We start from the raw sequence: 14,219 nt of genomic DNA, 5'->3' as shown, positions 1-14,219 counted from the left end.
CCCTCGGAAAGCGAGCACCAGATGTCGTTCACGGACCCCCTGCGTTCGGTGCCGGACTTCGACGCGGGCGACGCCGAGTGGCTGCACCTGCTCGTCGGCGACTGGCAGATGGTCGCGGACCTCGGAGTCGGGGACCTTCTGCTGTGCTTTCCGCGCGGGGTCGTGCCGGGCCCGCAGAGCCCCACGGGCCGTCCGATCCCCGCCGAGGGAGGCGACTTCCTTGTCCTGGCCCACGCTCGCCCCACGACCGGAGCCACGGCCTTCCAGAAGGACATGGTCGGGGAGATCGTGGCCGACGACGCCGCCCAGGCGCTTCGGCGGGCGTGGATCGACCAGCGCATCGAGCAGGCAGGGGCCTCCGAGTGGGAGAGCCTTGCACCGCGCTCCGTGTTGCTCGTGCCCCTGGTCCGCAACGGCCGCACGATCGCGGTCCTCACGCTCACGACGGAGTCCCACCACGACCGTCTGCCGTCCCGGATGGAACTCGTCTACCGGCAGTCCGCGAGCGACCTGCTGCGCATGGCCAATGAGGGGACGTGGCCCGACTTCGCCGTGCGCATCGACTCCCGCCGCGGTGCCCCGCGCGTGGGCGACGGCCTGATCCGCCTGGACACCGACGGCGTCGTGGAGTTCTGCTCGCCCAACGGGCTCTCGACGTTCCGCCGCCTCGGACTGCACGGGGACATCACGGGGCAGAACCTGGTCCGGGCGGCGCGTCAGCTGCCGCTGAACGCCCCCGGCGTGGACGAGACCCTGGCTCCCGTGCTCGCGGGCACCATGCCGTGGCGGGCGGAGCTCTCCGCGGTCAAGGCCTCGGCGACGCTGCGTGCCATTCCGCTGCGACGGGGCGGCGAACGGACCGGCGCGCTCATCCTGTGCCGTGACGTGACCGAGCTGCGGCGTCGTGACCTGCAACTGGTCTCCAAGGACGCCACGATCCGCGAGATCCACCACCGGGTGAAGAACAACCTGCAGACCGTCTCGGCCCTTCTGCGCCTGCAGTCGCGACGGATGAACTCTCCGGAGGGGAGGAACGGGCTGCAGCAGGCCATGCGGCGGGTCAGCTCGATCGCCCGCGTGCACGAGTCCCTGTCCCACGAGATCTCGGAGGACGTGGACTTCGACGACCTGATCCGCCACCAGGTCCAGCTCGCGGTGGAGACCGCCTCCGCTGGGCAGCACGTGCGCACCGCCGTGCACGGACACTTCGGACGGCTGCCGTCCAAGAGCGCGACGTCCGTGGCGCTCGTGGTCAACGAGCTCGTGGCCAATGCCGTGGAGCACGGTCTCAAGGACAGGAGCGGCACGGTGGAGCTGTCCGTGCGGCACCTGGAGGACGAGGTGAGCGACTCCGGGACCACGTACGTCGTGCTCGAGATCGCGATCGAGGACGACGGCCGGGGCATGGGTGACACCGTGATCGAGGAGTCGGGCGTGAGTGCCTACAGACCGCCCTCGGAGGGGGAGGGGCTGGGGATGCAGATCGTCCGCACGCTCGTGGCCAGTGAGCTGCGGGGAGTCATCCGCTGGCAGCCGCGCGAGCCGCAGGGCACGAGCGTCGTCATCACCGCCAGGTTCCCGCAGCCGCACACGGGCCGAGGCTGAGGGGACACCCGGACCGGGGATCTTCCAGCCTCAGGTCTCCCGGGTACGGGAACGGCCCGCGATCCACCTCCGGGGAGGGGATCACGGGCCGAGTCAGCGGGTCAGCAGGACCCGGGGAGCTGTTCGCTCAGGACGCGCGACGGGCGCGGGCGGCGCGGCGCTTGAGCGCGCGGCGCTCGTCCTCGCTCATGCCGCCCCAGACGCCGGCGTCCTGGCCGGACTCGAGCGCCCACTGCAGGCAGGTGTCCATGACCTCGCACGTGCGGCACACGGACTTGGCCTCCTCGATCTGCAGCAGGGCGGGGCCCGTGTTGCCGACGGGGAAGAACAGTTCGGGGTCTTTTTCGAGGCAGGCTGCGCGACTACGCCAATCCATAGTGGTTGCACCGTTCCTTTCGCGTTGGTGGTGTGCCGGTCGCTGGACATGCCGTGGGGCGCGACGGATCGCCGCGGTACGAGCATGCAGGGGAGGGACACACGAAAAGGCCCGGGGGATCGGGCCTTTGGGATCTATCGGTAGTTTCCCACGTAAACACACCCGAAACAAGAGTATGAGCGATACATCACAGTTGAGATGCCGCGGGGTTACCGCCGCGTACGGTGCGCAGTTCCGGGGAAGAGCGAAGGCACAGACCGCGCGGCGCGCTAAAAGGCTGCCGGGGGCGGTCATTAGAGTGGACGGTGTTCCCCTCCCCACCGAAAGGCCCCGTTCATGGTCACCACGGTTTCCCGTCCGTCCCAGGAGTCCACCGAGAACCGTCCGTGGACCGCAGGGGTGGTCACGGTCCTCGTGGGTGTGGAGTCGCTGGGGCTGCTGGCGATTGCCGTGGGCCTCGTGGCCTCCGTGTTCACGGGCCACGTCCTGCCGCTGAGCGGGATCGTCTTCGCCACCCTGGTGATGCTGGGCGGTTTCCTGTGGCTCGGCGCGGCGGCCCGGGGCACCTGGAACGGCCGACGGTGGCCGCGAGCCGCGGTGCTGGTCACCCAGGCGTTCCTTCTGATCGTGGCACTTTCCCTGCTGCGCATGGCGTTCGGCTGGTGGGGCTTCGTGATCGCGGCGGTTCCGGTGGCCACGGTCCTGTGTCTCTTCGCGCCGCCCACCACCGCGTGGATGCACCGCACGCGCGACGACGCCGCCCGCTGAGTTTTCCCGGAGGCCCCGACTGCGTGGGGTTCGGGCGCGACGAGCTGGGCGCCATCGGCGTGGATGCCGGAAGCCCCCGGGCACGTGGGTTTCAGGGACCATCGGCTCTGCCGCGACGGAGCGCGGGCGTCTGCACCGCTTCGGTAAGGCCCCGGTGGATCCAGAAGCCGCGACCGGGCGGACCGCCGAGGGCCTGACCCGCCAATGACGCCCCGAACAGGTCGCCGTCGAAGGCCCGCCGTGGTTGCAGGAGAAGCGCGTCCACGCGGTGACGCCACGGAAGCATCGGTGCAAAAGTGCCCGTCAGTGCATCCGTCAGACGCACGGAGAGCACCAGGCGTGCCCCCGGCAGCCGGTCCGGTGCTGCGTCACCCCCGGATGCCGAGCGGCCCGGCGCATGTGACGGAGCTGCGGGACGCGGCTCCCACGCTGTCGAGAGGGCGCGCAGGGCATCGAGGGGCAGCGCATCGGCGTCGTCGATGAGAACCGTGACGGGACCGTCGTGTTCCTGTGCCTCCCGGAGCAGGGCGTGGACCTCCGCAGCGGTGCAGGGGAACGCGCGCAGCACCGTCGGAGGCAGCCCGGTGGCGGGCGGTCCAGAGGGACCGCGTCCGGGCCGGGGAACGTGCCACCGGTGCTGGACTCCGTCCAGGAACGTGCTGCGGCCCGACCGCGCGGGACCGGCAACGAGCAGCGTGGAACCCGGTCCCCAGGGATGCCTTACGGCGTCGCCGTCCCGGGTGACTCCGACGAGCAACCCGGGTCCCGAGTCGTCGGGCGGTCGCCAGAGGGCCGGCAGCGGGAAGGACCGCGGCCAGGGGGACTCCTCCTCCAGGGCGCGAACGGAGGCCCCTGGGTTCTTCAGCGGTACCGCTGGCGCGGATGCTCTGCCGTCCGCGATCTGCACGACGGCTGCCCGCTCCGTGAGAGAGGACGCTTCCGGGGGAGCACACCGGTCTGCCCCGGCACCCGTGTAGGCCGCGCGGAGGCGGTGCGGTGTCATCGGGGGCAGGTGGGGCCACTGCAGAAGGGCCTCCGCGGTCTGGGCGGCGGGGAAGTGCAGTCGCGTGTGTCCGAGCTGGGCGGAACGCCCCGCCACGAGTGACCTGTCACCGGCCACCACCGCCGAGAGCCCCCGCGCGGGGCCGTCCGCGACGAGGGCGAGCAGCTCGTCCTCCAGATGTGGCCATGCCCCCGAGCGCAGGACCTGGCAGCAGCGGTCCCAGTCGTCGACGGCCAGCACCGCCCGCCACCCGCGCCCGGCGGGAGTGTCACGCCTCCGGTCGAGGGTGTCCCGGATCCGGGCCAGCAGGTGTGCGAGGTCCGCGGGATGGTCGGCGCGCGCCCAGCCCCGCACGGCGTCGTGCCGGGGAACGCCCTCGGCCGTCGTGAGACCGGGAAGATCGGCGCCACCGGCCGACACGATGTAGACAGCATCCGCGTGTGGGTCACCCTGCCGTGCCGAGGACGGCAGGCCGGAGTCCTCGATCGGGGACGGCTGTTCATCCGCACCCGGGAGCCGCGGAGGCGCCCACGCGGCGTCGGCGCACCGCACGGTGATGGCCACGAACGCGTCGCGAACGGCGGATGGCCGCCCGATCAGCAGCAGCGCACCGTCGCGCCAGGGCCGCCAGGTGGCCCGGCCGCACCAGTGCTCGCCCGGGTTCTCCGCGGGTCCCAGGTCCACGGCAGCGCCCTGCACGTGCACAGCTTGCGCACGCGCGGGCAGAGGCGGCGGCACGGCTGCGGAGCGAGGATCCATCTCCTCCCGACCCGGGCTCGAAGCCGGATTCGACCTCGAATCCGGGTTCAGCCATGCCTCCGCGACGTCGTGCACCGAGGTCTCGATCCCGATCGACCGGGCGCCCTCGACTACTTCAGGGTGGCCCCGGGTGGCTCCGGCACGGTGACCGTGCGTCGCACCGCGGGCAGCCGCGTCGGCCGGGTTCCGGGGGCCGGGACCCTCGTGGGGCGAGCCAAACCCATGACCGTGACCGTCGTCGTCGGCAGGTTGCGAACCGCCCGGGGGAGCCGCTTGGAGCTGTGGGAGATTCGGAACGGGGTGGCGCCACGAGACTGCGGGGTCGGGGAACGTGAGCCGCAGCCGCTCCGGTTCCGGCGCGGCCATGCGGGTGGCCACGGCGCACTGCACGGCGATGCAGGCTCCGTCCCCGCGCACGAGGTACCCGCGCCCGGGGACGGCCGGAAGTCGAGCGGCGGCAGGGGCACCCAGCACGTCCATGGACTCCTGCTCGGTGCGCACCCGCAGGCACAGCGCCTGGGTCACGTTGGCGCGCACGTCCGCGGGCAGCGCGCCCTGGGGGCGCTGCGTGGCCAGCACCAGGTGCACGCCCAGCGACCGTCCCACGGTCGCGACCACGGCGAGTTCGCGCGAGGCCTCCGGAAACGCGTCGGTGAGCATCTTCGCCTCGTCCACCACCACGACCAGGTGGCGGAGCGCGGGCACGGCGCCACCGTCGCGGAGCACGCTCGTCATGTCGTTGTGGCCGAGTTCCGAGAGGACTCGCTCGCGGCGGACGAGTTCGGCCCGCAGGAACGCGAGGGCACGTCGCACGTCGTCCGGACCCAGATCGGTGAGCAGCGTGGTGGGGTGCGGCAGCCCGTCCAGCGGCGACAGGGCGGCCCCGCCCTTGAAGTCGACGAGGACAAACTCGAGGTGTGTGGGCGCGGCAGCCGCGGCGAGCCCCAGCACCAGCGTGCGCAGCACCTCGGACTTCCCGCAGCCGGTGGTCCCCGCGACGAGCAGGTGCGGGTTCTCGTCGTCCAGCACGATCCGTTCGACACCCGCGGGGGAGACCCCAAACGTCGCGCTCAAGCTCACGGCGTGACGGGCGCCCTCGCCGTGAGCGGTGCGCGGGGAACGACGCCGTCCGCTCGCCGTGGGCGCGTCGGCCAGGATCTCGTGCGTGCCCAGCGATGCGGGGAAGGGGCGTCCCGTGAACAGGCCTGCCGCCCCGGCGGCCCGGCGCCACGTGGCCACGGCCCGGGCTGCCGTTGTGGCGGACACAGTGTCCGCCAGGAAGTCCAGGGACGTCCGCTGCTCGGACGCCCTTAGACCGGGAACCGCCCTGTCCTCGTGGGCCGTGAGCCGCAGCCGTGGCCCGTGGGCGGTCAGCACCGCGTGCGGTCCGCCTGGTTCCTCGGTGGCGACCACGAGCCGCACGACCCCCGGGCGCGGCGGCCTGCGGGCGGCGTCGTCCGGCAGCAGCACCTCCAGGACCGCGGGGCGCGCCAATGGTGAGGCGGAGGGCGAGGAGGTGGAAGGGACGTTGACCGGGGAGGGGGTCCCGTCGGAAGCGTGGGCAGGGGGCCCGTCCGGGCCGGTGGCTGCGCGGGCGGCCAGCGGAGGTGCCCAGGAGAGCCCCGGTGACACGACCAGGTCGTGCAGGGCCCCGGGCCCCGTGAACAGCTGCACCACCAGGGAGTCGAGAACGCCCGCTAGACGCTCACCGGGAAGCACGAGGGTCAACGACGAGAGCCCCGCCAGGTCCACGAGAACGGGTGCCCACGGGTGGGCCAGTCCACGGTGTGCCGTGCCGCGCTCGCGGGCGATCTGCGCAGACCGTGGCCCGTGTCCCAGTCGCACCCAGCAGCGAGGCCGGTCGCCCGGGGTCGGCCGGGGGAAAGAGGACGACGCCCCCGTTGGCTCGGGGAGCCCCGCGGGCTGGGATTCCAGCGCCGCACTCCGCGCGAGGATCTCTGCCGTGGACGGCGCCGCGTGCTCCGCTCTGCGCAGGTCCCTGGCGAGCGCGGCCCGCAGCCGCAACCGGTGGTCGCGGCGCTCGCCGCGGTGCGAGGACCAGCCCGCCAGGGAGGTGACCGCTCCGAGGGCGCTGAAGAGGAGAAAGAACCACCACCCCGTCACGAGGGCGATTCCGATCCCCGCGATCAGCGGCAGGAGTCCTGTGAGGAGCGCGGTGCGACTCCCGCGGCGCCCTGCGGGGTCCACGCGCAGCAGGTGGGCGGGATCCGCCTCCTCGGCGGAGAATCCAGGGGCCGGCCGGGTGGGATCGGGCCCCGTGATTGAGTTCGAGGCGGTCCCCGGCAGCTCCACGCGCAGCCACGACTCGTACTCGCCGGAGGCGACGCGCAGCCGGTCACCGTGGCCGAGCAGCGTCCTGCGGGGGCCGAGCCGCAGCCCGGTGTCGTCCATGGTGAGAACGGGGCATGCGCTGTGCCCCACCGGGCGGTCGTGATCTGCAGGGACGCGGGTGAGCAACGGTGTGCCGTCACGCAGGACGACACGACACGTGCCGCGTGGCAGCACCAGGCGTGTCCCCACGGAGGTTCCCTCGGCGACCACGAGGCACGCGGCGTCGTCGTGGTGCGGCGTTGAGGTGGCGGACGGGACTGTGGCCCCGGTGGCCGCGGCTGTTCGCGAGTGGTCCGGGCGGGACCCGCCCGCATACTCGGCCGAGCGGAGGCAACCGTGCGCCGGGCCGGCCCCCGGAACAGACCCCGCGGGCGACCGGTCGTCGGACGCGGCACGCGCCGAGGTGTTCTCCCTGGGCCGGAGCAGCACCGTGACGCCATCCACGAGCGGGGCCGTGCCGAGACGCAGCCGTTCGAGCGGGACTCCCGCGACCGTGGCCGTGTGCTCCGCGCCGAGCCGCGCGGTGAGCTCCCGGGCCAGCTCGGCCCCGCTCGTGCCCTCGGGTGCGGTGACACCCACTCGGTGGGATTCGAGGACCCCGTGCCAGGCGAGGTGCAGGGTGAGATGCATGCCTTCATTCGTAAGTCGTCACCGTCGCCCATGGCCCGCGGAGGGGACGTCCGGTGGACTCCTCATCCGCTGCCGGGGCGCAGAGACATCCCGTGGAGGACGGTCGCCGTGCGGCGGGGCACCCGGGACCGGTGGACCCCCCACCTGCACCCCACCAGGGCGAACACTGTCGGGAATCGTGAGACAGTAATGCCCATGAGACCCCGCAAGGTTGTCATCGTCAGCCGCATCTTCCTCCCCGAGCCGGCCGCCGCGTCCTTCCGCCTGGCCGCGCTGGCCAGGGGTTTCGCCGCCGAGGGGGCCGAGGTCACCGTCCTGACCACCCGGCCGCCCCGGTCCATGGCGGACGCCGTGGTGGACGAGCCGTACGAGATCGTGCGCGTGCCCGTGCTGCGGGACGAGGAGGAGTACGTGCGCGGTGTCGCGCAGTACCTCAGCTTCGACGTCCAGGCGTTCGCCCGGCTGCTCGTCATGGACGCGGACATCGTGGTGAGTGAGCCGCCGCCCACCACGGGTGTGGCCGTGTGGCTCGCGAGCGCGCTGCGGCGCCGTCCGTACATCTGGTACAACCCGGACGTGTGGACCTCCGCGACGCTGAACATGAACGTACCCGCGGTCGTGACCCAGGGGATGCGCGCGGCGGAGACGATCGCCGCGCGCGGTGCCGGCGGCGTGATCACGGTCTCCGAGTCCATGGGCGAGGAGCTGCACCGCGTCACCGGAGCGCGCTGGGACAAGATGTTCGTCGCGGAGAACGGGATCGACACGGGCGTGTTCACCGAGCTGGGGCCGGTAGAGCCGGTTCAGGACCCGTACTTCGTCTACGCGGGCTCCATCTCCGAGTGGCAGGGCATGGATGTGTTCGTCGAGGCGCTCGCGGAGATCCTGCCGGAGCACCCGGACGTCCGGCTGCACGTGCTGGGCCGCGGTTCGGACCTGGCACGGGTCCAGGAGATTGCGCAGCGCCTGGCTCCCGAGAACGTGGTCTTCCACGGGGTGCAGAGCCCGGCGCGCACGGCGGCGTTCACACGCGGTGCCGTGGCGGCCCTCGCCTCCGTGGTGCCGCACGCCGGCTACGACTTCGCGAAGCCCACCAAGCTCTATGCCGCCGCCGCGTGCGGGACGCCCGTGATCTACGCGGGCATCGGGGTCGCGGCGAGCCTGGTCACGGACAACGACCTCGGTGCGGCCGTGGACTTCACGCCGCGGGCCGTCGCCGCTGCCATGCGCGAGGCCCTGGACGCCGCCGGCTCCGGAGCACGAGAGGTCGGTCGGGAGCGGCGCGCCGACTGGGCGCGGGAGAACGCCTCGCTCGCCGCCTCCGGGCGCGCCGCCGCCCGGTGGGTGCTTAGCGGGTTCGACGGCGCGGGCCACTGACCCGGGACGACGACGCCGCGTGGCCGCGCGCACTGCCCCGCCGGGCGGCGTCGTCGGTGCGGCTCGTGGTGGCCGCAGCGGGAGGCGCACCGGCGGTGACGCTCCGCACGTCACGGACGGTGGACAGCGGGTCACTCAGGGTGCTCGCCGCCCCGTCCGGTATTTTTAGCCCAGACGATGTCCGTGCATGGAACGCGGAAGAGGGTAGGAGAGACGTATGAACACTGATCTTGTGGTGGTGGGCTCGGGGCTGTTCGGGCTGACCGTGGCCGAGCGCGCCGCGCGTGAGCTGGGCCTGAAGGTCACCATGATCGACCGTCGCCCGCACCTGGGCGGCAACGCCTACAGCGAGAACGAGGAGCGCACGGGCATCGAGGTGCACCGCTACGGCGCCCACCTGTTCCACACCTCGAACGAGCGCGTGTGGGAGTACGTGAACCGCTTCACGCAGTTCACCAACTACGTGCACCGCGTCTACACGCGCCACCAGGGCGAGGTCTACCCCATGCCCATCAACCTGGGCACGATCAACCAGTTCTTCCGCTCGGCGTACTCCCCGGGCGAGGCGCGAGAGCTGATCCGGGAGCAGGCCGGCGAGCTCGCGGGCACGGACCCGCAGAACCTCAACGACAAGGGCATCCAGCTGATCGGACGCCCCCTCTACGAGGCGTTCATCAAGCACTACACGGGCAAGCAGTGGCAAACGGATCCCAAGGACCTGCCGGCGTCGATCATCTCGCGGCTGCCCGTGCGCTACACGTACGACAACCGCTACTTCAACGACACCCACGAGGGTCTTCCCGTGGACGGCTACACCGCGTGGCTCGAGCGGATGGCGGACCACCCGAACATCGACGTGCGCCTGGACACCGACTTCTTCGACGACTCGCAGGAGTTCTCCAAGGCCAGCGTGGTGGGCCAGGTCCCCGTGGTCTACACCGGTCCCGTGGACCGCTACTTCGACTACGCGCAGGGCGACCTCTCGTGGCGCACCATCGACCTGGAGGAGGAAGTTCTGGACATCGAGGACTTCCAGGGCACCTCCGTGATGAACTACCCGGACGAGGACGTTCCCTTCACCCGCATCCACGAGTTCCGCCACTTCCACCCGGAGCGGGACTACACGAAGGACGCCACCGTGATCATGCGGGAGTTCTCCCGCTTCGCGGAGAAGGGCGACGAGCCCTACTACCCCGTGAACACCTCCCTGGACCGCGAGAAGCTGCTGGCCTACCGTGACCTTGCCAAGGGGGAGTCCTCGGTGCTCTTCGGCGGCCGCCTGGGCACGTACAAGTACCTGGACATGCACATGGCCATCGGCTCCGCCCTGTCCATGGTGGACAACAAGATCGCACCGCACTTCACGTCCGGTGCCCCCCTGACCAGCGGAGGAGTGGACGAGTGAGCGAGCAGAACGTGGAGCAGGTCGGCCAGCCGGAGCCGGAGACGAACGAGAACCAGGAGTACCTGGCGAAGATCAACACCCAGCCGAGCATCGCGGCGGACCTGCGGGAGGTGGCACGGGTCGTGTTCCCCGCGAACAAGGACCTGGACGCCCTGCCGCTGTACATCGACGGCCCCATCAACGTGGAGGGCCCGTCCTCGGCGGGCTCCGACACCGCCAACCAGCACCCGGACGACATCATCTCCCGCCGTTCGGTGCGGATCCGCCCGGGGCGTCGCGTGTCCTTCGGCTCGTACTTCAACGCGTTCCCGGCCTCCTACTGGCGCCGGTGGACCGTGGCGGAGTCCGTGGTGCTGCGCGTGCGCACCACCGGCGCGGGATCGCTGATCGTCTACCGCTCCAACGCCCGCGGCGTCTCACAGCGCGTGGAGGACCGGCGTGTCACGGGGGAGACCACGTGCGAGTTCGAGCTCACGCTGGCACCGTTCGGCGACGGCGGCTGGTACTGGTTCGACCTGATCTCGGACGAGGAGGGCATGGTCCTGGACGCCGCGTCCTGGCTCGTCCCGTCGCACGGCCGCCCGGTCGGGCGCGTGACGCTGGGCGTGACCACCTTCAACCGCCCCGACTACTGCGTGAACACCATCAAGACCATTGCCGGGGCGGACGGCTTCGACGAGGTCCTGGACGAGCTGATCATCGTGGACCAGGGCAACAAGCTGGTGCAGGACGAGCCGGGCTTCGCCGAGGCGGAGAAGGCCATGAACGGCAAGCTGCGCATGATCCGCCAGGGCAACATGGGCGGATCCGGCGGCTTCGCGCGGAACATGTACGAGGTCGTGGAGGGCCGCCAGGGTCCGGACGGCGTGAAGAAGTCCGACTACGTGCTGATCCTGGACGACGACATCCTGCTGGAGTCCGAGGGCGTGCTGCGCGCCGTGGCCTTCGCGGACATGTGCCACACGCCGTCGATCGTGGGCGGGCACATGTTCGACATGTACAACAAGCCGCTGCTCAACGCGTACGCGGAGGTCGTGAACCCCTACCGCTTCCTGTGGGGCCCCATCGAGGACCTGGGGGCCGTGGACTTCGCGGAGCGCGGCCTGCGCTCGCGGCCCAAGCTGCACCGCCGCTGGGACGCGGACTACAACGGCTGGTGGATGTGCCTGATCCCGCGCACCATCCTGGAGGACATCGGCCTCTCCCTGCCCGTGTTCATCAAGTGGGACGACTCCGAGTACTCCCTGCGCGCCAAGGCCGCGGGGTACCCCACCATCTCGCTGCCGGGCGCGGCCGTGTGGCACGTGTCCTGGGCGGACAAGGACGACGCCGTGGACTGGCAGGCGTACTTCCACGAGCGCAACCGGCTCATCGCGGCGCTGCTGCACTCGCCGTTCGCGAAGGGCGGGCGCATGCTGCGGGAGTCCCTCACCACGGACACCAAGCACGTGGTGTCCATGCAGTACTACCCCGCTAAGTCCGTGCTGCTGGCCATCCAGGACGTCCTGGCCGGCCCCGAGCGGCTGCACGAGATGCTGCCCACGCGCATGCCCGAGATCCGAGCTATGAAGGACGAGTACTCGGACGCCCGCGTGGTGAAGGACCCCGCGGAGCTGCCCCCGGTGCGGCGAGCGAAGCCTCCCAAGACGATGGAGGCCCCGAAGTCGCCCACCAAGGCCCAGCTCATCCCGTGGGCCGTGCGCACCGTGCTCAAGCAGACGCTGCGGCCCGTGCGCAGCATGGCCAAGGAGTACCCCGAGGCGACCGTCGCCCACATGGACGGCCACTGGTCTTACCTGGCCACGCTCGACTCGGCGATCGTCTCTAACGCGGAGGGCACCGGCGCGTCCTGGTACCGCCGGGACCCCGCCCAGGTGCGCGAGCTGATGGCGGAGAGCGTCAAGCTCCACGCCGAGCTGCTCTCGCGCTGGGACGCCCTCAGCGAGCAGTACCGTGCGGCACTGCCCGAGATCACCTCGGTGGACGCCTGGGCCCGCACCTTCGCGGAGAACGGCCCCGCGCAGTAGTTCGCTCACCCGCTCGACGCCGCACGCCCACCCGGGCGTGCGGCGTCGGCGTGCATGCGGTGCGCACGCTGGAAGAACGCACCGTGCCAGGAAAGGACGGCAGATGGAAACCCAAGCTCCCGCTACGCACTTGCGGCCCCCGGGGCAGGACCGCGGGCTGAGGGACGTGTTCGCGAACAGGTTCCTGCTCAAGCTGATCGTGGACAAGGAGATCCAGATCAGGTACCGGGGCACGGTCCTCGGGCTGCTCTGGTCCTACCTGAAACCGGGCGTGCAGTTCCTGGTCTTCTACATCGCCATGGGCGTGTTCCTGGACCTCAACCGCGGCATCGAGAACTTCGCCGTCTACCTGTTCTCGGGGATCGTGGTGATGAACCTCTTCGGCGAGGTCTTTGGCAACGCGTCCCGCTCCGTGGTGGCCAACGGCGGTCTGCTGAAGAAGATCTACCTGCCCAGGCAGCTGTTCCCCGTGTCCAACCTGCTGGTGGCGATGATCCACTTCGTGCCGCAGCTGGTGATCCTGCTGCTCGCGTGCTTCCTGACCGGGTGGCACCCGGGGCCCAAGCAGCTGCTCGCGGTGGTCGTGGCCACCGCGATCATCGCCCTGTTCTCGCTCGCACTGGGCATGCTGTTCACCACGTTCAACGTGTTCTTCCGGGACGCGGAGAACATCGTGGACCTCATCATCATGGTGTCCACGTGGGCCTCTCCCGTGCTCTACATGTGGACCATGGTGCACGAGAAGCTGTGGGACTGGGTCTACTACGTGTACATGGTGAACCCGCTGACCGTGGCTGTGGAGCTGTTCCACTACGGCTTCTGGTTCCCCACCACGGACACGCCGCAGATCTGGCACGTCCCGCCGCACCTGCTCACGGGGTGGACCCCGTTGGCGATCGTGACCAGCCTCATCCTCTTCTTCCTGGCGGACCGCCTGTTCCGCTCGCAAGAGGGCAACTTCGCTCAGGAGCTGTGAACCATGTCTAGTTCAGTCACCCAGTCCACCCCCGGGCGCACGGACGCGGACCTGGCCATCAGGGTCCGCCACATGACCAAGGAGTTCGTGCTGCGCCACACGCGCTCCATGAAGGAGGCGTTCGTGTGGCTCGTGAAGGGCCGCAAGGGCGATCTCACCGCCAAGTTCACGGCGCTGAACGACGTCTCCTTCGACATCCACGACGGCGAGACGGTGGCCCTGCTGGGCTTCAACGGCTCCGGCAAGTCCACCACCCTGAAGATGATCTCCGGGGTGATGAACCCGGACTCCGGAGAGATCCTCACCCGGGAGAAGGTCGCGGGACTCATCGAGGTGGGCGCGGGCTTCCACCCGGATCTCACGGGCCGGGACAACGTCTACCTCAACGGCGCCATCCTGGGGATGAGCAAGGAGGAGATCGACGCCAAGTTCGACGACATCGTGGAGTTCTCCGAGATCGCGGAGTTCATCGACACCGAGGTGAAGTTCTACAGCTCGGGCATGTACCTGCGTCTCGCGTTCTCGGTGGCGGTGCACACGGACCCCGAGGTCTTCCTGGTGGACGAGATCCTCTCCGTGGGTGACGAGCCGTTCCAGAAGAAGTGCATCGGCCGCATCAAGGACCTCGTGCGCCGCGGCAAGACCCTGGTGGTGGTCAGCCACGACCTCAACCTGGTCATGGACATCTGCGAGCGCGGGATCGTCATGGACCACGGCACCAAGGTCTTCGACGGCAACGTCTACGGCGCGGTGGCCCACATGCGCAACCAGCCGGAGGAGGACGTCCGGCGCGAGCACGCCGAGGGGCTTGCCCGCGCGCTGGAGGACAAGCGCCGCAAGCGGGAGTGGCAGGCCCAGGAGGCCGCCGAGCGCGGTGAGGAGTTCGTGCCCCAGTACGACCCGGACCTGGACGGCCCCCTGGAGGGCTGAGCCCTCCCTGA

The 14,219-nt window shown here is 70.6% G+C and carries 9 protein-coding genes; 7 read left to right on the top strand and 2 right to left on the bottom strand.

From position 1 onward, the window contains the following. The first annotated feature begins 21 nt into the window (after positions 1-21). Positions 22-1,605, top strand: coding sequence for a sensor histidine kinase (locus tag KVA01_RS06170; protein WP_068468670.1), 1,584 nt, complete (start codon positions 22-24; stop codon positions 1,603-1,605). Positions 1,606-1,732: 127 nt separating this feature from the next. Here the strand turns inward: KVA01_RS06170 and KVA01_RS06165 are convergent, their stop codons facing one another. After that, a complete protein-coding gene (locus tag KVA01_RS06165; protein WP_055084871.1) occupies positions 1,733-1,981 on the bottom strand; it encodes a WhiB family transcriptional regulator in 249 nt (82 codons plus the stop codon). Between the two features lie 336 nt (positions 1,982-2,317). On the opposite strand from KVA01_RS06165, the gene KVA01_RS06160 reads away from it, so the two are divergent. Beyond that, positions 2,318-2,749, top strand: a complete 432-nt coding sequence (locus tag KVA01_RS06160) for a hypothetical protein (protein WP_068468669.1) — start codon at positions 2,318-2,320, stop codon at positions 2,747-2,749. Positions 2,750-2,840: 91 nt separating this feature from the next. On the opposite strand, the gene KVA01_RS06155 is transcribed toward KVA01_RS06160, so the two are convergent. Next, on the bottom strand, positions 2,841-7,493 hold the full coding sequence (locus KVA01_RS06155; RefSeq protein ID WP_141269375.1) for an FtsK/SpoIIIE domain-containing protein: 4,653 nt from the start codon (positions 7,491-7,493) through the stop codon (positions 2,841-2,843). 195 nt (positions 7,494-7,688) lie between these two features. On the opposite strand from KVA01_RS06155, the gene KVA01_RS06150 reads away from it, so the two are divergent. From KVA01_RS06150 to KVA01_RS06130, 5 genes are all read left to right on the top strand, one after another. Further along, positions 7,689-8,870 carry a glycosyltransferase family 4 protein gene (locus tag KVA01_RS06150; protein WP_068468806.1) on the top strand — a complete coding sequence of 394 codons (1,182 nt, stop codon included), beginning with the start codon at positions 7,689-7,691 and terminating at the stop codon, positions 8,868-8,870. A gap of 217 nt (positions 8,871-9,087) precedes the next feature. Continuing rightward, positions 9,088-10,275, top strand: a complete 1,188-nt coding sequence (glf, locus tag KVA01_RS06145; RefSeq protein WP_068468665.1) for a UDP-galactopyranose mutase — start codon at positions 9,088-9,090, stop codon at positions 10,273-10,275. Then, positions 10,272-12,302: a glycosyltransferase gene (locus KVA01_RS06140; protein WP_068468663.1), complete on the top strand. Its 2,031-nt coding sequence runs from the start codon at positions 10,272-10,274 to the stop codon at positions 12,300-12,302. Before glf ends, KVA01_RS06140 begins: the two co-directional genes overlap by 4 nt. Positions 12,303-12,405: 103 nt before the next feature. Further along, positions 12,406-13,278, top strand: a complete 873-nt coding sequence (locus tag KVA01_RS06135; protein WP_068468661.1) for an ABC transporter permease — start codon at positions 12,406-12,408, stop codon at positions 13,276-13,278. Between the two features lie 3 nt (positions 13,279-13,281). Next, entirely contained in the window at positions 13,282-14,208 is a 927-nt protein-coding gene (locus tag KVA01_RS06130; protein ID WP_141269373.1) for an ABC transporter ATP-binding protein, read from the top strand. Positions 14,209-14,219 lie beyond the last annotated feature (11 nt).

Origin of the sequence: Kocuria varians (genome assembly GCF_006539885.1) — a bacterium.
In the GTDB taxonomy this organism is placed as follows: Bacteria; Actinomycetota; Actinomycetes; order Actinomycetales; family Micrococcaceae; genus Kocuria; species Kocuria varians.
This window is presented reverse-complemented; position numbering and strand designations above follow the sequence as displayed.